The sequence below is a fragment of the Acinetobacter larvae genome, assembly GCF_001704115.1.
Lineage (GTDB): Bacteria > Pseudomonadota > Gammaproteobacteria > Pseudomonadales > Moraxellaceae > Acinetobacter > Acinetobacter larvae.
In genome coordinates this window covers 728926-749171 of sequence record NZ_CP016895.1, presented here as the reverse complement: position 1 = coordinate 749171, position 20246 = coordinate 728926, and the positions used below count along the sequence as shown (strand labels likewise).

17 protein-coding genes are annotated in these 20246 nt (G+C 36.2%); 9 read left to right on the top strand and 8 right to left on the bottom strand.

Going from position 1 to position 20246, the window contains the following annotated elements; genetic code table 11:
- Positions 1-49: 49 nt before the first annotated feature.
- The 3 genes from BFG52_RS03330 to BFG52_RS03320 all read left to right on the top strand — a co-directional run bounded on the left by BFG52_RS03330 (position 50) and on the right by BFG52_RS03320 (position 3083).
- Entirely contained in the window at positions 50-1831 is a 1782-nt protein-coding gene (locus BFG52_RS03330; protein WP_067552605.1) for an acyl-CoA dehydrogenase C-terminal domain-containing protein, read from the top strand.
- A 140-nt stretch (positions 1832-1971) separates the two neighbouring features.
- Complete coding sequence (locus tag BFG52_RS03325; protein WP_067552602.1) at positions 1972-2469, top strand: phosphate-starvation-inducible protein PsiE; 498 nt, start codon at positions 1972-1974, stop codon at positions 2467-2469.
- A 140-nt stretch (positions 2470-2609) separates the two neighbouring features.
- The gene (locus tag BFG52_RS03320) at positions 2610-3083 is read left to right on the top strand and encodes a hypothetical protein (RefSeq protein ID WP_067552599.1); all 474 of its coding nucleotides are present in this window, start codon (positions 2610-2612) and stop codon (positions 3081-3083) included.
- Between the two features lie 116 nt (positions 3084-3199).
- On the opposite strand, the gene BFG52_RS03315 is transcribed toward BFG52_RS03320, so the two are convergent.
- Complete coding sequence (locus BFG52_RS03315) at positions 3200-4663, bottom strand: phospholipase D family protein (protein WP_067552596.1); 1464 nt, start codon at positions 4661-4663, stop codon at positions 3200-3202.
- An 84-nt stretch (positions 4664-4747) separates the two neighbouring features.
- Positions 4748-6847: a zinc piracy TonB-dependent receptor ZnuD gene (znuD, locus tag BFG52_RS03310; protein ID WP_067552593.1), complete on the bottom strand. Its 2100-nt coding sequence runs from the start codon at positions 6845-6847 to the stop codon at positions 4748-4750.
- A 575-nt stretch (positions 6848-7422) separates the two neighbouring features.
- Between znuD and BFG52_RS03305 the strand changes: the two genes are divergently transcribed.
- The 4 genes from BFG52_RS03305 (at position 7423) to BFG52_RS03295 (ending at position 11714) form a co-directional block, all read left to right on the top strand.
- Positions 7423-8208, top strand: a complete 786-nt coding sequence (locus BFG52_RS03305; RefSeq protein ID WP_067552590.1) for a DUF4184 family protein — start codon at positions 7423-7425, stop codon at positions 8206-8208.
- Positions 8209-8355: 147 nt separating this feature from the next.
- A complete protein-coding gene (gene aspS, locus BFG52_RS03300) occupies positions 8356-10143 on the top strand; it encodes an aspartate--tRNA ligase (RefSeq protein ID WP_067552587.1) in 1788 nt (595 codons plus the stop codon).
- A gap of 168 nt (positions 10144-10311) precedes the next feature.
- Complete coding sequence (locus BFG52_RS16565; protein ID WP_071890079.1) at positions 10312-10533, top strand: hypothetical protein; 222 nt, start codon at positions 10312-10314, stop codon at positions 10531-10533.
- A 29-nt stretch (positions 10534-10562) separates the two neighbouring features.
- Positions 10563-11714 carry a glycosyltransferase gene (locus tag BFG52_RS03295; RefSeq protein WP_067552584.1) on the top strand — a complete coding sequence of 384 codons (1152 nt, stop codon included), beginning with the start codon at positions 10563-10565 and terminating at the stop codon, positions 11712-11714.
- 194 nt (positions 11715-11908) lie between these two features.
- Here BFG52_RS03295 and wecB read toward each other — a convergent pair whose 3' ends face one another.
- The 4 genes from wecB to BFG52_RS17250 all read right to left on the bottom strand — a co-directional run bounded on the left by wecB (position 11909) and on the right by BFG52_RS17250 (position 16449).
- On the bottom strand, positions 11909-13042 hold the full coding sequence (gene wecB, locus BFG52_RS03290) for a non-hydrolyzing UDP-N-acetylglucosamine 2-epimerase (RefSeq protein ID WP_067552581.1): 1134 nt from the start codon (positions 13040-13042) through the stop codon (positions 11909-11911).
- A complete protein-coding gene (locus BFG52_RS03285) occupies positions 13039-14418 on the bottom strand; it encodes a glycosyltransferase family 2 protein (protein WP_067552578.1) in 1380 nt (459 codons plus the stop codon). Before BFG52_RS03285 ends, wecB begins: the two co-directional genes overlap by 4 nt.
- The gene (locus BFG52_RS03280) at positions 14411-15388 is read right to left on the bottom strand and encodes a glycosyltransferase (protein ID WP_067552575.1); all 978 of its coding nucleotides are present in this window, start codon (positions 15386-15388) and stop codon (positions 14411-14413) included. The genes BFG52_RS03285 and BFG52_RS03280 overlap by 8 nt, the downstream gene beginning before the upstream one ends.
- 884 nt (positions 15389-16272) lie before the next feature.
- Positions 16273-16449 (bottom strand): hypothetical protein, encoded by a 177-nt coding sequence (locus BFG52_RS17250; protein ID WP_228703849.1) that lies wholly within the window; start codon positions 16447-16449, stop codon positions 16273-16275.
- 85 nt (positions 16450-16534) lie between these two features.
- Here BFG52_RS17250 and BFG52_RS17425 point away from each other — a divergent pair, with 85 nt between their 5' ends.
- On the top strand, positions 16535-17506 hold the full coding sequence (locus BFG52_RS17425) for an O-antigen ligase family protein (protein WP_323807464.1): 972 nt from the start codon (positions 16535-16537) through the stop codon (positions 17504-17506).
- Between the two features lie 48 nt (positions 17507-17554).
- On the opposite strand, the gene BFG52_RS03270 is transcribed toward BFG52_RS17425, so the two are convergent.
- Together BFG52_RS03270 and BFG52_RS03265 are read right to left on the bottom strand one after the other, a co-directional pair.
- Positions 17555-18067, bottom strand: a complete 513-nt coding sequence (locus BFG52_RS03270) for a transposase family protein (protein WP_067552569.1) — start codon at positions 18065-18067, stop codon at positions 17555-17557.
- Entirely contained in the window at positions 18000-18404 is a 405-nt protein-coding gene (locus BFG52_RS03265; protein WP_067552566.1) for a transposase family protein, read from the bottom strand. The genes BFG52_RS03270 and BFG52_RS03265 overlap by 68 nt, the downstream gene beginning before the upstream one ends.
- 854 nt (positions 18405-19258) lie before the next feature.
- Between BFG52_RS03265 and BFG52_RS03260 the strand changes: the two genes are divergently transcribed.
- A complete protein-coding gene (locus BFG52_RS03260) occupies positions 19259-20227 on the top strand; it encodes a glycosyltransferase family 8 protein (RefSeq protein ID WP_067552562.1) in 969 nt (322 codons plus the stop codon).
- The last annotated feature ends 19 nt before the right edge of the window (positions 20228-20246 follow it).

Sequence of the window (20246 nt, the reverse complement as noted above, 5' to 3'; positions counted from 1 at the left end):
GATTTTCGTTTCTCAATTCGACAAACTTCAACAATAATAGGTGGACAATATGCCAATTTATCATGCACCTCTTGCAGATATGCGTTTCATTTTAAATGATGTTTTTCAAGCTGAGCAATTTTGGAGTGCCAACGAAAAACTCGCACATTTAGATGCTGCAACAGCTGAAGCGATTTTAGAAGAAATGGCTAAATTTGCGCAAAATGTAACTTTAGAAATCAACCGTAGTGGTGATGAAGAAGGTGCCCATTTTCAAGATGGCAAAGTCACTACCCCAGCAGGTTTTAAAGAAGCATTTAAACAATATGCATCAGGTGGTTGGATTGGCTTAGGCGCAGATGAGGAATGGGGCGGCCAAGGCATGCCAAAAATGCTCACCGTTCTAGCAGATGAAATGCTTTTTGCAACCAACCCATCTTTCATGCTGTATCCATTATTGTCTGTAGGCGCAGGTATGGCGCTCAGCAGCTATGCTTCACAAGAACAAAAAGAAACTTATTTACCTAAAATTTATAGCGGCGAATGGTCAGGTACCATGTGCTTGACAGAACCACATGCCGGCACAGACCTTGGGATTATCAAAACCAAAGCCGAGCCCAATGCTGATGGTTCCTTTAACATCACTGGCACCAAAATCTTTATTACTGGTGGTGATCATGATCTTGCGGACAACATCATTCACCTAGTGCTCGCCAAAACGCCAAATGCGCCTGCGGGTTCTCGTGGTATTTCACTGTTTATTGTGCCGAAATATCTGGTTAATGCCGACGGTAGCTTGGGTGAACGCAATGCCGTCAGCGCGGGCTCCATCGAGCACAAAATGGGGATTAAAGCCTCAGCGACCTGTGTCATGAACTTCGATGGTGCCAAAGGTTTCTTGGTTGGCAAAGAAAATGAAGGCTTAGCTGCCATGTTTGTCATGATGAACTACGAACGTTTATCGATGGGGATTCAAGGCTTAGGTGCATCTGAGTTTGCCTACCAGAATGCTGCACAATACGCCACCGACCGTTTACAAGGTCGTGCTGTTACCGGTGCACAATCACCAGAAAAACCAGCTGATAGCATCTTGGTACATGGTGATGTGCGTCGGATGCTGCTCAATGCGCGTGCTAATAACGAAGCATCTCGTGCTTTTGCCGTATACGTTGGTCAACAACTGGACATCACTAAATTCTCAACTGATCCAGAAGCCGTTGCCAAAGCCAATAACCGGGTTGCATTATTAACACCGATTGCCAAAGCATTCCTCACCGACACAGCATTCCAAGCTTGTTTAGATGCTCAAATGTGTTTTGGTGGTCATGGTTATATTCGTGAATGGGGCATGGAACAATGTGTACGTGATCTACGTATTGCACAAATCTATGAAGGAACCAATGGTGTTCAAGCACAAGATTTAATCGGACGTAAAACCATTAAATGTGAAGGCCGTTATTTAGCCGAATACCTCGAAGATATTCGCGACTTTGCCAATGGTTTAGATCCAGAATTAAACTTCATCAAAGATGTCACCTTAGACGTGGCAACTGAAGTAGAAATGATTACCCAGTTCATTTTAGAACGTGCACAAGAAAATCCAGAGTTCGCCAACTCGGCTGCGGTTGATTATTTACATGCTGTAGGACTACTCAGCTTTACCTATATGTATGCGCGTATTGCCAAAGCGGCATTTGCCAAACCCGGTGAGTTCTATCAAAATAAATTAGCCCTCACCCATTATTTCATCCAACGTGTATTACCCGATATCAATGCACGGATTAGCAAAATCAAAGCAGGTTCAGAGATTATCTCTGGCTTTAGTGAACAATACTTCACTGCACAGTCTTAAGCCTATTTGACATGTACTGATTAATCACAATCAACTTTGCAAAAATCAATGCAAAACCGCACGCAAATCTACGTGCGGTTTTTTTAATCTTTCATGATGATTGGTTATAATCAGTGGCATACCTCTGCTGAGCGCACATCATGACCGAATCAAATCGTAGTTCAGAAAAATTAGAACAATTTTTAGATCGCTTAGGCAATATCGCTGTTGAGGCTTTTCATTACCTCGCGCTATTTATTATTGGCTGTATGATTGCGTGGTCTGCGCTACATACGGTGGTTGAAATTTTAACAGTAAAACAATATGCCAGCATCGATGACATTCTCTTGCTGTTTATTTATTTAGAGCTCGGTGCAATGGTTGGGATTTATTTTAAAACCAATCATATGCCAGTACGCTTTCTGATTTATGTTGCCATTACGGCTTTAACCCGATTATTAATTTCAGTTATTCAGCACGATCATCAAGCCAGTATAGATCAGCTCATTATTACCGGTTCTATTCTGATTTTGGCTTTATCCATTTTGGTGGTGCGTTATGCCTCTTGGCACTATCCTTCTGTAATTCGCGACAAGCATAGTGAGCGTAGCTTAAAACGCGGGCAAAAACCGCAACCACAAGATGATGAGCTGGCTTAAACACCATTGTCACCGTACTAAGCGTCGAGCGCCTGCATCATACAGGGTAACGATATAAACACTTTGCCACTGCAAAGCCATGTGCCAACGATGTGAATCTGTTATATTTCACCTCATGATTGAATATTTGAGTACAGCGCATGTCTGATTTAAGTTTTGAACGCTTGCAACAGTTCTTTGCAAAAATACCCAGCGTACAACAACAAGGCATTGAAGCCTATGGTAGCAATGGCAAACATGCATGGTGGTTTAAATTTCAAATTGATATTGATCACCCACTTGCTTGGCAAACCGTTCAAGAACTCGGTCATGTGCTCAATTATCTATCGACCAATGAGCGTTTACCGACATTATTCTTTCCAGTATCGCCTCCCCCTTATATGAATGGTCCCGCCAAAGAATTCTTGGCCTGGGTCATTCAATGTGATCATGCCGATTTTAGCCCAGATATTATTTGTGACTGGCTGAGTGCGCGCTTACCCAATCCTGTGGATGATCAGGAGAAATGGCATATCAAAACAGATCTGAGTGAGCTCGATCAATTAAGCGACAAAGAACTTGATCAAATCATAGCCCCAATCGCTAAAGGTCCGTGTCGTAAAATAAGTCATTAAAGTAATAAGTAAACAACATTAGGGTATCTCTTCGAGATGCCTTAATGTTGTATGGTGTTATGACTTTCCAGCTATACTCAGGTATGAGCCGCTATGACTGCCGATGCCACAATGGACTAAAATGTTGAAATCCCAGACCATTCCATCAGACGATAGAGAGCATATTTAAAGCTCGAATCATCCTGATAGACCGTATAATCTACGGTATATTGCTCACCATCTTGGTTAAACCAAGCCCGTTTAAAGTATTCGCGGGCATCCCGAAAAACCTGATTTTCACTGGCACCAAGCGCACGAATATTGGTTTCCAAATTATAATTTTTTAAATTACGCGCGGTAAAATTGGCGGAGCCTAAAATTAACTCTGTTTCTTTATTATTGTATTTCATAATCATTTTGCTATGACACTGTTCACCATGGGTATCACACCACCGAATATCAATTCCTGCATTGTCGAGCTCTGCAGCAACCTGACGATTCGGTATACCATTTTTTTGTCGTCCAAAGGCATCTTTGTTCGGATCTAAAATAATACGTACTTTTACCCCGCGTGCTTGAGCGGCCATAAGTTTTTCAATAATTTTTCGTTCCGACAAATAGAACATCATTAAATCTATGCGCTCACCGGCTTTGGCACTATCGAGTAAATGGAGTACAGCCTGATAGATTGCACCCTCTGTCAATACCTGCGCCTTGGGAAGATGGTCAGCGAAACTGTCGGCACCCGTGACCAGCAATGGACTTGACCCAGCAGATAATGCCGCTACAGCTTGTTCTGTGTTCAACACATCCACTGCAACTTTGCCTTTGATCAACACACCCACATTACTATGTCTCGAACTACCATCATGTGGATTCATTGAAGTCACCACGGCTTGCCAGCCTTCGTCAGTATCGACAGCAATGACTTTACGATGATTGGCTTTAAAATTAAGTAAATTGAGATAACTTCTAATGGTTATTTTTTCAGTGCCAAAGGGGTTTTTTAGCCAGCCAGCTTGTTGATTATTACCTAAATCCTTACAACATAAGTACCATAAGCCAGACCACATTGGGTTCGATGCACGTAAAGGTCTTAAATCCGTCTCAATCACATCCACACCCGCCTGCCGCAGTTGCCGGAATTGCTCAGAAGCGACTCCGCCATATACGGTATTAATAGGGTCAGTAATAAAAACGATTTGTACATTAGGTTGTTGGATACGTTTTTGCATCAAGGCATCGGTCAATTGCTGTGACAAAGCTCGATGTTGAAGGGTAGAGCCACCCACTTGCTGATTGAATAAAAACATATCCAATACAATGGTTGTTTTCGCTTGCTTCACTAATGTTAAAATTTGATCGAAAATTTGTTGGTTAGATTGTTGCTGACCATGACGATCGAGATAGGTCTGATCGGCCAAAAAAGTTAACTCAGCACGCTGCAAAGGGCTCGCATAGTTTAACCCTTCAGCTAAAGGTTTAACGGTTTGATAAATGGCTGAAGCCACATAAGCCACGCCAAATAAAGTCACAATAAGCCCAACATAACGTTTTTTTGACCAATTGAGCTTTTGATGAACCTTTCGAAAAATACGCATAAAATAAAACCTAGTCCAATCTACTCAGACTAGGTGTTATCTATCTATTTTTCAAGGGACAATTGGTGACAAAACACGTGATCACTAGAATTTAAAATCTACCCCCATCATGAAATTACGCCCCATCTGCGGAATTTGAGACAAGAAAGAAGCATGTTGATAGACATCGCTATCTAATAGGTTATTGGCATTCAAGAATACACGGTACTGATCAAGCGCTTTATACTGACCAGTATAAGCCACGCCTAAATTAAGCATATTATAGCCAGCAGTTTCGTGCTCATAAGCGCTAATTTTATCTTGCTTAAAGACTCGGTAGAACTCAGCACTTCCACTCCAATGATCATCAAAGTTAGCCTTAATCTTGGTGCCGAGTCGACCAGCAGGCACGCGAGGTGCATTTTCAGCATCTATTTTGCCGCGAACATAATCACCAAATAACCCAATATTATACATTGGTGTGATTTGATAATTGACCTGCCCTTCTAAACCATAAAATTTGGCATTGTCTTGGGTATATTTGATCAGGCGAAAATCTTTATAACGGTCCAAAGTTTCGGCATAAATATAATCATCAAACCATTGGTGATAAACATTTACATCATAATGCAAACGGTCATTATCATAGTTAAAGCCTAATTCAATTTGATTGGATTTCTCTTTCTTTAAATCCTCTGTGCCTTTTTCATAGGTATTGGTCGCAAAATGTTTACCGTCGGAATACAGTTCTTGTGCCAAGGGTAAACGTTGCTGATGTGAAGCCGTTAAGCTCAGATTATAATTCGGCATGAATTCCCAATGCGTTGCGGCTGCAAGCGAGTAGGCATTCCCGTCATAATTTTTTTGCTGGCTGTTGTCGATATCAATCTTCTGATGGTCAAAACGCCCGCTCAATTCCAACTTCACTTGATCGATCTGCTTTTGTTCTAAAGCAAATACACTATATTTTTGAGTTTTTGCTGGTGCCATAATCGCTTCTTCACCACTCAAATCGAGTTTTTGTTGGCTATACTGCGCCCCCAAACTACCATCCCAACCCGCGATGCTATGATGCTGTAATTCCACACGACCATCATATGCTTTGCTTTCAAACCGCGTCGAAAGTGCATCACCTTCTAATTCATTATGATAATAATCGGTATAGCCGGCTTGGAATTTTAGTTTTTTAAATCCAGCAAAAGGATCGTTGAGTTCAGAACGGAAATCATAGCGTTCTGAAACCATATCAATCCATGGACCACCATGCTCGTGATCATCATCATGGCTGTGTCCATGATCGTGGTCATGGCTGTGTCCATGATCGTGGCTGTGTCCATGATCGTGGTCATCATCATGAGGGGCACAATAGAGCGTTAAACCATGGGTATGACAGCTTTCATATTCGTGGCTATGACCAGGCAAACCGTATTTGTCTTTGCGTTTAGCATAGGCCACCCCAGCAAAACCACGGTCACCGATCCAGGATAAGCCCACATTAAAGTTATCAGATTCAGAGAAACTATCCGTTACACGACGATTTTTATTGTAATGTACATGATCCCCATGATCTTCTGTCACCACATAATTTGGTGCAATATAGTTATTGGCCTCACGCGTCACCCCTTCAACTCTTAGGGCAACATGCTCACCGAGACCAACTGTCACACCAGCGTGTGCCAACCGTTCATCATTACCGGTGTTATAACGCACGCCAATTTGCCCTTCATAACCGCGTTCAGGCATTTTACTTGGAATACGTTGGTCTATAACATTCATCACCCCACCGGTCGAACCAGCGCTATAGAGCAAGCTGGCTGGACCGCGAATCAATTCAACTTTTTCAGCGAGCTGTGGATCAACGGTAATCACATGATCTGGCGATAAACTTGACACATCCATGCTATCCCCGGCATTGCTGAGTACTTTGGCACGTACTGCATCTTGACCACGAACCACAGGGCGACTTGCGCCCGCACCAAAACCACTACTTTGAATACCAGGTTGGTTTGCTAATACTTCACCAATAGTCGTTGCACTTTGTTTTAATTGGTTTTCCCCAAGGGTTAGTACTGCACCCGCTGTATTTTGTGTTGTGGCATGCAGTTGTATTGTTTCTAATTGCTGTGGTTCAGCCTCATGTGCCCAAATACTATTACTCAGTGCAGCAAATATTGAAAAGGATAAAATTGTTGGGGTAAATTTCATGTTTAGTCCATGAGTTCCATTGATTTTTTGTTATGTTATAACATTTCTTGCATTTTGCAATAGTTAATTTAACGCGAATGCATGAAGAGATTATGACAAGCATTTGGGATAGATTGGTTAACCCAAGTTTTATCTAAACTTTTTAACTTAGTTTTAACTTGGATTAACTTAGTTTTAATTTGGATTAACTTAGTTTTAACTTGGTTTTATTGTATTTTTCTGATTAATTTTTTTGTTTGCTCGATTGTCGTTTGCATGATTTTGGTTTGACTGAGCGTGGTTTAACTGAGTGTCGTTTGAATGGTTTTGGTTTAAAAAACTATGCCGATGAATAGCTCTTGCAGCGTAATAGCGTTCAATAGAGCATCCAATATCGATAGCGTTCTGGACTATATCCCATCAAGCACTCAATAAACCTTGCTTAAAATAATACAAAAAGCCTTATTCACAATACCTGCAAATCTCTTTTATACTGCGGCGAGCTTCAAAAAAAGTGAAGCAACCCTGTTTATTCAAACTTAAAATCAAACACTTAGGTCAATCGATATACCATTCGTGCGACTTGGTTTTTTAATATGCCTTTTACCTTGTCTCATACCGTACTGGTCCCTGTTTTTCACTATGCAAGCCGACGGCAGTTACCGATTGCAGCGCTCGCCATTGGCTGTATGATTCCCGATTTAAGCCGTTTATTTACCAATCTTGATGTTCACTTTAGTCATCAATGGGCGAGCTTAATCAGTAGCAACTTGATATTAGGCTTGCTCTTTTGCTTATTATGGTATCGGTTATATCGCCCCGTTTTATATATTTTTTTAAAACTAGATGATCCAATATTACTGCCCACGACAGCTAGCATGCTAGTGTTTATATGGGCATGTACGCTGAGTATTATATTCGGTGCAGCCAGTCATATTCTTTGGGATGGCGTCACACACGCCGATTTTAGAACCTTTATGTTTAAAGATGCTTTACAACAAAGCTATTTCATTTTAGGTCAGGATTATCCCCTACACTTTATTTTACAAATATCCAGTTCAGCCATAGCACTGCCGATGGTGTGCTGGTTATGTTACCGTTATATTCAAGCGCACCAGCAACCCCAATATTTTATTGAAAATACCTTGCGCTATGCCCTCATCCTGACGCTATGCGCTATATGTGCAGGCAGTATTTATGCCGCTACTTTTTTAATGTCTTGCAGTCAAGCACAATGGCAACATCATTTATATTGGCTTACAGGCGTGAGTATTAATTACTTTTTTAGAGCATTTTTAGTCACTTGGAGTATTGGTTGCCTCATCTTTTTAAAAAGAAAAAAATACCAGACCGCACTCAATCGATATAGAGGAGCGCGCTAAACGAAGTGATTAAATCTTAATGTTTTTTGATCTAGTTCTTGAGACTCATCACTCAACGAGGCATAATTGAGTGTTTCCAAAAGTAAGTCAATGTGGGCTTACTTTTTTAATGATTTTTTAAATAATATAAGTTGGACTTAGCACGCCATGATGCGAACTCATTACTGCGGCTCTTTAACAGAAGCCCAAATAGATAATACAGTGACTTTATGCGGTTGGGTACACCGTCGCCGCGATCATGGCGGTGTAATCTTCCTTGATATCCGTGATCGTGACGGTCTCGTTCAAGTGGTTATTGACCCAGACACCCCTGAAGCATTTGCAACAGCAGACAAAGCGCGTTCTGAATACGTGCTTAAAATCACTGGTCGTGTACGTCGTCGTTATGCTGGCACCGAAAATGCCAATATGGTGAGCGGTCAAATTGAAGTATTAGGCAAGGAAATTGAAGTTCTTGCAACTTCTGAAACACCGCCATTCCCATTGAACGACGAAACCGTGAACGTTTCTGAGGATGTGCGTTTAAAATATCGCTTCCTCGATATTCGTCGTCCAGAAATGCTGGATCGCCTACGTTTCCGTTCAAAAGTCACGACGCTTATCCGTAACTATCTCGATGAACACGGTTTTCTAGATGTAGAAACACCAATTTTAACCCGTGCAACACCAGAAGGTGCACGTGATTATTTGGTACCAAGTCGTGTATCGAATGGTAGTTTCTATGCATTGCCACAATCACCACAATTGTTCAAACAATTACTCATGGTCGGTGGTATTGATCGCTATTATCAAATCGCAAAATGCTTCCGTGATGAAGACTTGCGTGCTGACCGTCAACCAGAATTTACCCAAATCGATATTGAAACATCATTCTTAAATGATGATGATATTATGGATTTGATGGAAGGTATGACCGTTAAATTATTTAATGATTTACTTGGTGTACAATTCGATAAATTCCAACGCATGCCCTATTCAGAAGCAATGCGTGATTATGCATCGGACAAACCCGACCTTCGTATTCCACTGAAATTAGTTGATGTTGCCGATCTTATGCAAGACGTTGAATTTAAAGTCTTCGCAGGTCCAGCCAAAGATCCTAAAGGTCGCATCGTTGCCCTTCGCGTACCAGGTGCAGGTGCACTACCACGTAGCCAAATCGACGAATACACCAAATTTGTTGCTATCTATGGTGCAAAAGGCTTGGCATACATCAAAGTCAATGAATTAGCCAAAGGTATTGAGGGTCTACAATCACCCATCGTAAAATTCATCGAGCCTATTGTCCTTGATCTATTAAAACGTGTGGGCGCTGAAGACGGTGATATCGTTTTCTTTGGTGCTGACAAAGCAAAAGTTGTTAATGATGCTATGGGCGCATTACGTGTCAAAATCGGTCATGATCTCAACTTAGCAACCTGTCAATGGGCACCATTGTGGGTTGTTGACTTTCCAATGTTTGAAGAAACTGATGACGGCAAATGGACTTCTGTACACCATCCATTTACCCTACCTAAATCCAGTGTGGAAGAGGTTAAAAATAACCCAGGTGAAGCACTTTCAGTCGCCTATGATATGGTCCTCAATGGGACTGAAATCGGTGGTGGCTCGCTACGTATTTATACACTTGAAATGCAAAAAGCTATTTTTGAAGCACTCGGTATTGGTGAAGAAGAAGCTGAAGAGAAATTTAGCTTCTTACTCAATGCTTTAAAATTTGGTGCTCCACCCCATGGTGGTCTAGCATTTGGTTTAGACCGTTTGGTTATGCTGATGACTGGTGCTTCATCTATTCGCGACGTCATCGCCTTCCCGAAAACCAAAACAGCCGAATGCCCTCTAACCCAAGCACCGGCGCCTGTTGAAAGTACTCAGTTACGGGATCTTGGTATACGTTTGCGCGAAAAGGCAAAAGCTGAAGAGCAACAAGCTTAACAACTTTTAGCCCAACACCCCATTAAAAAGCCTTGTTTATACAGGGCTTTTTAATGGGTGATTGTTAGGCATCGCAAATGAGAATCAATTATATTTATCAATTTTAACATTGAGATCAATGGGTGAGACTGGCATAATAAGCGGTATTCGTATTCAAGGTAATTTAAAATGGCGATGCGTCCCGAAGTCCGTCGTAGAGCACTTGTTCTCATAGCTTTCTCCGTTATTCAATGGGGATTCATGCGCTATATTCTCGCCACGGAACTTTTTAATTTACCTACCAAATACCGCATACTTTACTTCTGTGTGAGTAGTTTGGTTGGTGCATTACTTATCTTCTGCTCTTTAATTTATATGGTCTTGAAAGGTAATCCCGAGAATCCTAACTAAACCCTATTTCTGCTAGCTGAATACAGCAAATGAATCCTAAGAAAATACTAATCATTGGGGATTATTTCAGCGGCCATGGAGGTACTGAAAAAGTTCTCCATGATTTTTATTGGCATTTCTATAAAAAGTATGACATTGGTTTGTTATGTATAGACTCAGATATCAATGAAAGGCAATGGTTAAATGATATCAATGATGTTCACTTTTTAAATGTCAGTGAATATCTCAAAAAAATTTATTCTAAAAATATATTTTTAAAAATCATCATGCAATTGGGGCTTAAAAAATTATTTAAAAATAGCATATATTATAAACTATTAAAAAAATCTATTGCCTCAAAAAAACCAGATCTCATCATCTCCACATCTTATGTTTTTTTAAAACAAATTAGAAAAATTATTTCCCAAGAACAACTTAATTGTAAAGTCGTATATTGGGATCATATGGCAAATAGCTACTATTTAAAAAATGATAAGCTTTTTTTAAATAATATTTACCAACCCGATTATTATTTTGCTATTAGCTCAGGAATAAAAAATTCTTTATCCAACCTCAATATATCTCATGAAAAATTATTTTTAATATATAATCCAATATCTGCACAATCTGAGAATAAATTTTCGTTAACGCCTATAAAATTTATCTATATAGGTCGACTAATGCTCGAAAAACAAAAAAGATGTTTAGATATAATTCATGCAGTAAAAATAATTGAGCATTTAGATTTTAGTGTTGAACTATACGGTGATGGTGAAGAACGCGCTCTATTAGAGAAAGAAGTAAAAAAATTAAATCTAATGGATAAAATAAGCTTCAAGGGGTGGGTAAATAATCCATGGCACGAGATAAACCAAGCGAGTTGCTTATTACTTAGCTCGCAATATGAAGGTTTTGGTCTAGTTTTAGCTGAAGCAATTTCTTATGGAATCCCAGTTATTTCATCCAATTGCAAATATGGTCCAGAAGATATTATCCTCCCGCAAATAAATGGACAATTATACGCAACTGGCGATATCCAACAGTTAGCATCATCCATGGCATTATTTATAAAACAGCCTAGTCTTTTTTACCAGCCAGCAGTCATAAAATCATCAATTGAAAAATTTTATACCGCAAACTATTTTGAAAATTTAAATACGATCTTGCAAACAATACTAAATGATCATTCAGATGCTTCATAAAGCCACTTAAATAGATCGTTTATGCCATACTTCAAGTTTTTGAGTGAGAGCCCACCTTAGCTTTAAGCCTATCTCAGCCTTAATAATAAAACTCTTATAATAGTTTCAAAATAGAATGATCTGCAGTTTAAGTACTATCATATCTCAAATCAAAATAAAGAGTCCAATTGAACTCTTTATTTTAAATAACATCCTTATAGCACATGTTTGGCTATAAAAAATTTATAAATTTTTTGACTCGCTTGTCCATCACCAAATGGGTTTCCAGCATTACTCATCTGATCATATAACAAATGATCAGATAACAACCTTACACAGTTCGCATATATATTTCCTTGAATATGGGGATTAACTAAAATGGCTGCCCCATTTTCAATAACTTCTGGTCTTTCTGTGGTATCTCTTGCAACTAAGAGAGGCTTTCTTAGGCTTGGCGCTTCTTCTTGTACCCCACCACTATCACTTAAAATAAAATAGGCATGATTCATCAACCAGATGAAACAGGGGTAATTCAATGGTTCTAGCAATTTAATATTATTTATTCCAGATAATTTAGCATGAACCACCGTTCGGATATTTGGACTCATATGCACAGGAAAAACGATTTCAATATCATCATATGCCAATGCCAATCTTTTAAGATCATCACAAATTTGCGTAAGCAATTCACCTTGATTCTCGCGCCGATGCAATGTTATTAAAATAATTTTCTTTTTTAAATCTAACTTATCCATCAGTGCTGCAACATCAGGAATACGATGTGCACTTTGCTCTAATTTCTGCACCCCGATCAAAAGTGCATCAATAACAGTATTTCCTGTAATAATAATATTTTCTTCATCAATATTATCTTTTAAAAGATTAGCTTTGGCTTGCACTGTTGGTGCTACGTGTATATTGGCCAATTTACATGTTAATTGGCGATTAGCCTCTTCAGGGAATGGCGAAGTGCTATCCCATGTTCTTAAACCGGCCTCTATATGCCACACTTTAATATTTTGATAAAAAGCAGATAGAGATGCCGCAAAAGTCGTGGTGGTATCACCATGCACAAAAACATATTCGGGTTTAAAATCAGTCAAGATATGATCAATACTCGAAACGATTGAACAAGTGATTGAGGCTAAACTTTGCTGTTTTTTCATAATATTAAGATCATAATCAGGTTCAATTTCAAAAAAATCTAAAACCTGATCCAGCATTTCTCGATGTTGCCCCGTTACACAGACCCTAACATCAATCTTGGGATTACGTTTAAACTCAATCACGAGAGGCGCCATTTTTATCGCTTCTGGACGCGTACCAAAAACAAATAAGACCTTACTCATTTATGCTCTTCCTGAACTTTATTATGTGGTGTTACAACCCAAGTATTTTGCTTTTTCCAGCGAAAGAAAGCTAAAAATTGAACAAATACAAAAGATATTCCAAAATACAAACTTGAAAAAAATAATTTAAATGGATTTAAAATGATCCCTTTATCCATCCAAGTCGCATATATTGGCAATATAAACATGCCATATAGAATTGAAAATAGTGCGAATAAGTTCATGTGGGTAACCACTGACATCCAGTTACCTAGTCCCATAAAGCCGGCTAATTTAGTTCCAATGGCAAACTTCACTATGAATAAATTGCTAAGCATGCTTGATGAAAAACCATCACTTGATTCGTTATAGGCTCTTAATAGCGTTAAAATAAAAATATTGACTAAAATAATAAGAACCTGAAGCGCACGCCCCATAGAAAACAAATAAAATAATTGATCAATATACTTCCATTTAAATTCTGTAAATGTAAGTTTTAGCAAAGAAAAGAGATTGGTAAAAGCAACATACCAATGTCCCTTAGACCAACGATAGCGTTGTTTTAAACTGGTTTTAAGATTATCAGGCTTCTCATCATAAATACGGGTATTATGATTCCACAAAACCCGCCCCTGCTGTTTTACGATTTCAATTTCTAACTCAATATCTTCGGTTAGAGATTTAAAGCAAAACCCTCCAATGTTAATTAAAAAATCACTCCGTACCACAAATCCAGTACCACCAATTGAATTAGGTAGACCTAAACGATATTTAGATAGCTGGAAAAAGCGGTTCATCATCCAATAAGATGTACAGTAACCAAAAGAAAGTATGCTATTTGAATTTTTACAATCTAGATAGGTCTGAATCGCCTCTGGTTTATCTTTGGCTAACCATTGAGAATTCAGTTCAGTCAGAATATTGGCATCTACAAAATTATCTGCATCTAATATCATAATTAGATCATAATCAGCTTTAACCTTTTCAAAACCTAACTTGCGTAATGCATATTGAATACCGGCAGGTTTACCAACACCTTCACGTTGAAACTCACCTTCAATTGTATCAACATGCGCAACTCCATATTGATCACAGATTTCACCTGTTCGATCTGTTGAGTTATCATTTACAACAACAATCTTATATAAATCTCTATCATATTGTATTTTTTTAAGATTTTCTAAGGTAGCCCCAATAACGACCTCTTCATTGTGTGCTGCAATAAGAATAAGAAAGCGAGCTTCAGGCTTACTATCAGGATAATCTTTTTTAAACTTAGCAAAACCAAATAAACTTAAAAAAATACTGTAAATAGACAAACAAAATAAATATGCTGTCATCCCAATAATGATGATATAGAGTATAGCCTCTATACTATGAACAATATAACTACTCATACTTTCTTAATACCTTGGTATAAAGGATAATAAACAATTTTTTTGGCAATAATCGAGCAAATACTTTTACCATCACGATAATGATAAAGTTCCACAGAGAAATATCACCTTGACGTAAAAAAATACGATGTAACTCAATTTCTCTCGCCAATATAGATATGCCACTCCTTTTTTGGCATAACCTACTTCTATTACCAACTCTAAAATTTACTGTTACATCAGATATATTAGAGACAATTTTCCCATGACGAATAAAGCTCATCACTAAGCTATAATCTTCACCATATTTAAGTTTAGGGTTATATCCGCCGACTTGTAATGCATCATTCTTAAAATAACAAATTGTTGGATTATTTATGGGGGATCTATATTTTGCATAAGAAATAATTTCTTCAAAATCACATGGAACATGACGTAAAATTTGTTTATCTCCTGGATTCACATTAAATTCACGTATCCAAGAACCAATCATTCGAATTTCACTATTTAATAATGGTATTAATTTTTCAAAACGATCAAGCTCATTAATATCATCTGGGTCAGCTAGTGCTATAATTGGATAATTTGCTTGGTGTAATGCTATATTTCTTGCCTCACCCACCGTAAGTAATACATCTGTTTTTATTATTTTTAATATAATTCTTTTATGGATAGAATGAATAATCTCATAATGATCTGGGCTAAGCCCCCCATTATCAATCAATAGTAATTCTGATGGTTTTAAGCTTTGTTCAACAATAGAAAATAACGCCTCCTTTAAATGAGATGCATTATCGTTTAAGGTAACAACAATACAAACTGTAAATTTTTTATTTGCAGAAGATAAATAATTTTTTTCTTGATATACAGACTTGGTATTTAATCTTTTTTTATTATAAAAATTTGGTTTAGTTAATACAATTGAGCAATAACTATCAGCCAAGGTATAGGAATAATTCTTTTGTAGATGAATATCACTCTTCTGAATCACTTTAAGGTACCAATTTAACAATCCTAATCATCCCTATCCAATTAGAGATTAATTAGTACAAATAATAAAATTACCATTTTTTAGCAAACATATTAGATCTATCACTTTGTTAAAATGCTACAAAAACAGGCTTTCAACATAAAAACGATAAAATTTATCCCTTAATTTTCAATAAGAAAATCTAAACAGTATCATCTTTTAACTCAAGTTCCATCAACAACTATGTTGTAAATTAGATATAAGATAATTAACTTAAGATTTTATGATAGAGATACATTCTAATCTTTAAACTTTAATAAAACTAAAATATGTATTGCTAACATCCGAATATTATAAACATAGTGTTTATCAATATTTTCGACAATGATGCGGCTTACAAAAACTTCAAAATTATCACACCAAGAGAAAATTAATTCAACTTTTCATTACAAGAATACCATAAAAATAATTCAATGAAATTATTTGGATTTTTAACTATACAAATCAATTTAATAAATTAACTTTAAAATAAAATACTAAAATCAACTCAATACTTATATTTTTAATAACTCATAATTATAAAATAAAACCAAGAACAAATAATTAGTCTTTATAAATCAAATAGATACGGCGTAATTATATCTAAAAATTAAACCCTAAAAATAATTTTATTATATGGCTCGCTCTTTAAACTCAAAGTATTAACTCTCAATAAATACCAGAACATGTAAAAAATATTTAAAATATATTTAACTATTGATATTTTCTGAGCTGCAAAAACTGTGCTAAAATCGCAAAAAATTCCAGCCATATCAATAGATTAAAACTATTGAATATTAAATACTTATGCGAATGTTTATGACCTACATTAACAAATACTCCGATCAAATATGTTGCTTTTTTATTCAATCTATTTTTTGCTTATTATTTTTTAGAATCATCATTGGCAAATCTTCTATCGAAGGTGGAATTATTTTTCTAATACTCACTTTGCTCATCGCTTTAACCACATATACTAAAAAGTTAAATATTAATGATATTATTCCCAATAAAGCAATAATCACCATCATTATTTCAGCCATAATAATTATATGCACTGAACTTATTTTCCACCCCTATCCGACGAAACAAGTTTTAGACAGCTTAACCAACAAACAAATATTCATTATGTATAACATAAACTATATTTATATTGGTGCTTTTTTATTTATCCCCGCTCTAATTCAAGCTACAAATTATAAATACACCACTTTCTTTAATACCATAACTTTCTTCAACATTATTTACATTATATTTAACATATACCTAAGCTTTATTTTAGGTCTAGACCGATTCCAGATAAATAGCAAGCTTGGCGCACTGATCAACTATGATAACATGTGCATAGTATTTGCTATATTAAGTTTTATCTATAGCTTTCATTTGAAGAGCAAGTACTCAAATGTTATTCTGATAATTTCATTCCTAAGTATTTTATTAAATGTTAATCATGCCACACGCTCCACTTGGATGCTATTGCCATTTTTATTTATGACTATCTTTTGGGTTTATCGCTATAAAGCAAAAATATTTATCGTTATTTCACTATTTTTTTCTATTTTAAGTCTAATTTTCTTATTCACGACTAAAAACAATTTTATACCAAGAATATATGACACAATCTATGATATAAATGCCATGATTCATCAATCAGACAAAGCCACCAGTATAGGCTCAAGAATTGATATGTGGCGCATTGCACTAGGAGATTTTTATCAATCACCAATTTACGGTAAAGGTACATTTAATATTGCAGAAAATCTTTGTTATCTTAGCCAGCAAGGTTTTTTAGCTGGTAACTGCCTTACTCATATGCATAATATTTTTTTCCAAGAACTCTCAACGCATGGTATATTAGGCTTTATTTCAATATGTATAATTATCTTTCTTCCCCTTATTTACTTTATTAGAAAATATTTCAATACAGACAATTCTACGATAAAATTTTTAAGCTTGAGTGCATCTTTTTGTGTTTTATCATTCTTAGCGAGTAGTACGACAGACTTCTATTTTATTAGTAATATAGCTGCTGCCTTTTATGGTCTAATAATATTTACACTCTATGGGCTTATAATTTCTCAGGAAAAAAATCATATATGAACATCTTTTCAAAGTTTGCTTGCTTTTAGAATCAATAGACTTCCTTCATTAATCATTTTTTAAACAGCCATCTTTTTGATCTCCCGCCCACTCAAGGTTATATATACCTGCTAATAAATTGAATCTTAAATTTATTCTTTTTCGCCGATTTCTGTACACACAGGATAAGATTTTAAAGATTTTCATTCTTCCAAAAACATGCTCAATACCAATTCGTCTACGGCTGATTTCTTTATTGAATTTTTTCAGCTGCTTATCTAGAGCACACCCTCTTTTAGCCTTAAAAGGAACCAAGCAACCAAATCCAAGTTTTTCTATACCTAAATAGCCCTTGTCAACTATAAAAAATGGTTTAAATTTAAGATATTTAATACTTTTATTAAATATCTTAAAATCATGAACTCTACCTTTATCGCAACAAACACTCAGTATTTTACCGGTCATATAGTGCATTGAAACTTGAAATTTAATCGTGTGACGTTTCTTTTTGCCGCTATACCATTTTTTCTGTTTTTTTTGGACGTTGCACGAAAATCTCTGTTGCGTCAACGACAACAACATCCCAATTAGCTTCTTCTCGATCAGGCATTTGTTTGGGTAGACTAAATTTCCCTGATTTAATCAGAATATCTTCAATCTTACGGGTGGTTCGGAGTGCACTGGTTTCTGAAACACCATAATTCATGCCGACATGGAATAGCGTTCTATATTCCCGCCAATACTCTAAACACAAGAGAAGACGGTCTTCTAAGGGCAATTTTGGAGGGCGACCCTTGCCAGTATTGACTGGTAATTGAACTCTTAATTCATCCATCATTAAATTAAATGTGGACCAACTAATGCCTGTAAGTCTGCGAAACTTATCATCAGGTAACTTTTTAACGTCTTTATATCTCATTGAGATATTATCGCTAAGAATTAGATTTTTAGCTGTATAGTTGGTAATCAAACAGCTGTGTATTTTTTAATTTATGAAGGAAGTCTAATACTTTGCCAGCTAAAAAATTAATGAAGACAGCCCTTCTCTATTCAGAATACCATTGCGTAAATCCTGAGTAATTAAATACTGAATAACATAGCCTGTCCGCTATGAAAAGCCAAAATCGCTTGGGCGATGATTCAGGCAGGCATGCTCTGTTGATTCAGTTTTGGTAATAGTGTCTTAGATATTCTAATTCACTATAAACGTTTTCGACATCTAAAGTTTAAGAGACAAGGGGGTCAAAAAAGCACAAAATTAACTCTAAGCTCAATCACATTCGATTAGATAAGAAATGCTAAAGATTGTTGTAGACGTAAATAAGTAGATGTAGCATTTCAAATCTTAAGCTTCCTTTCTAAATCCCGTCACACTTCATGTTTGCATTCATCCAGTAACGAAGATAGTTTTTCAGGTCTTTATAGAATGTGAGCATCTATTTACGGTATTAATTTAAAAGAAATATCAATTAGTTAAATATATTATAACGCCAAGCATAGGCGATAGCCTTTTAAAGCAGCACAGCATTTGATGGTATTTTCACCAATTTCAATATTTTAGATGATTTAACATGTAAAATTCGTTACTATAAAACCTTCTAAACTAAGTCATTGGAATTGACTGCTATGCCTTAGCCGCTGTTTTTATTTAAAAGGTTTTGTCATTTCAAATAAACTTTATGATTCAACTGTAGCTCCTTCATCGCATGGCAATATTGAGCCTAACCATAAGCAATTTCACTTAACGTTATTAAGTGTTTAAAGGTTTTATTAATGTCTAAAAATTTAAATAGCAAACACTTAGATAAACAAAATCAAACCGATTTAGTATCTGACTTTTTTTCATTATCTAATGTTGCAGACGATTTTTCTCCCAACTTAAATATTGCATTTGCTATTGATAAAAACTATTTAAAGCCCTGTGGAATATTAATTTTTTCAATTCTAAAAAACAATCCACATATAAAATTTGATTTTCATATTTTTACAAATTATTTTGATAGTTTTGGCTTCGATGAATTATTAAAGCAGTATAGTAATTTTAGAATCCATGTTTATATTGTCAATACCAGCTATTTTGATAACTTACAAACAACTGGACATTTTACTACGGCAATCTATTATCGTCTCTCTATTGCACATATTCTTAAATCCAAAGTAGATCAATATTTATACTTAGATTCAGATATTCTATGCTTCGGTAAAATGGATGATTTATTGCAAATAGAAATAAAAGATCATGTTTTAGCCGCGGTTGAAGATATATATGTAAGAAAAGATTATATACAAGACCTCGGTCTTAGGAGTGACAGTCAATATTTTAATTCTGGTGTGCTCTTCATCAACATTGAAAAGTGGCTTGATTTTGAAGTATTAGAAAAATTTAAACAACATATCAATCTACGAGCATATAAATACCCTGATCAAGATGTGTTAAACATGATTTTAGAAAATAAAATTGTTTTTATGAATGAAAAGTTTAACTACTTTACAGATCACAATATTCAGCCTGTCTTTAAACATTTTGTTAGTACGCCAAAACCATGGAGTATATGTGTTAGTCAAAATGAAGACTACTTACAATATTACTATGCATCACCTTGGCGTGATTGCCCACTCAACCCTCCGCGTGATGCCAAAGAGGCTAAAAAATTTGCAATAAAACTATTTAAGTCGAATAAGATGATTGAAAGTTTTAAATGGTTTTCTATCTATTTACGTAGAAAATTAAATCGCAAGTAATCGTTTTTGTACTAGAAAA

What these genes read in the sequence shown, in the direction of transcription:
- BFG52_RS03330 (WP_067552605.1), top strand. Translation starts at nt 50, where the DNA reads ATGCCAATTTATCATGCACCTCTTGCAGATATGCGTTTCATTTTAAAT.
- BFG52_RS03325 (WP_067552602.1), top strand. Translation starts at nt 1,972, where the DNA reads ATGACCGAATCAAATCGTAGTTCAGAAAAATTAGAACAATTTTTAGAT.
- BFG52_RS03320 (WP_067552599.1), top strand. Translation starts at nt 2,610, where the DNA reads ATGTCTGATTTAAGTTTTGAACGCTTGCAACAGTTCTTTGCAAAAATA.
- BFG52_RS03315 (WP_067552596.1), bottom strand. Translation starts at nt 4,663, where the DNA reads ATGCGTATTTTTCGAAAGGTTCATCAAAAGCTCAATTGGTCAAAAAAA.
- znuD (WP_067552593.1), bottom strand. Translation starts at nt 6,847, where the DNA reads ATGAAATTTACCCCAACAATTTTATCCTTTTCAATATTTGCTGCACTG.
- BFG52_RS03305 (WP_067552590.1), top strand. Translation starts at nt 7,423, where the DNA reads ATGCCTTTTACCTTGTCTCATACCGTACTGGTCCCTGTTTTTCACTAT.
- aspS (WP_067552587.1), top strand. Translation starts at nt 8,356, where the DNA reads ATGATGCGAACTCATTACTGCGGCTCTTTAACAGAAGCCCAAATAGAT.
- BFG52_RS16565 (WP_071890079.1), top strand. Translation starts at nt 10,312, where the DNA reads ATGGCGATGCGTCCCGAAGTCCGTCGTAGAGCACTTGTTCTCATAGCT.
- BFG52_RS03295 (WP_067552584.1), top strand. Translation starts at nt 10,563, where the DNA reads ATGAATCCTAAGAAAATACTAATCATTGGGGATTATTTCAGCGGCCAT.
- wecB (WP_067552581.1), bottom strand. Translation starts at nt 13,042, where the DNA reads ATGAGTAAGGTCTTATTTGTTTTTGGTACGCGTCCAGAAGCGATAAAA.
- BFG52_RS03285 (WP_067552578.1), bottom strand. Translation starts at nt 14,418, where the DNA reads ATGAGTAGTTATATTGTTCATAGTATAGAGGCTATACTCTATATCATC.
- BFG52_RS17250 (WP_228703849.1), bottom strand. Translation starts at nt 16,449, where the DNA reads ATGGCTGAAATAATGATGGTGATTATTGCTTTATTGGGAATAATATCA.
- BFG52_RS17425 (WP_323807464.1), top strand. Translation starts at nt 16,535, where the DNA reads ATGTATAACATAAACTATATTTATATTGGTGCTTTTTTATTTATCCCC.
- BFG52_RS03270 (WP_067552569.1), bottom strand. Translation starts at nt 18,067, where the DNA reads ATGTTGTTGTCGTTGACGCAACAGAGATTTTCGTGCAACGTCCAAAAA.
- BFG52_RS03265 (WP_067552566.1), bottom strand. Translation starts at nt 18,404, where the DNA reads ATGAGATATAAAGACGTTAAAAAGTTACCTGATGATAAGTTTCGCAGA.
- BFG52_RS03260 (WP_067552562.1), top strand. Translation starts at nt 19,259, where the DNA reads ATGTCTAAAAATTTAAATAGCAAACACTTAGATAAACAAAATCAAACC.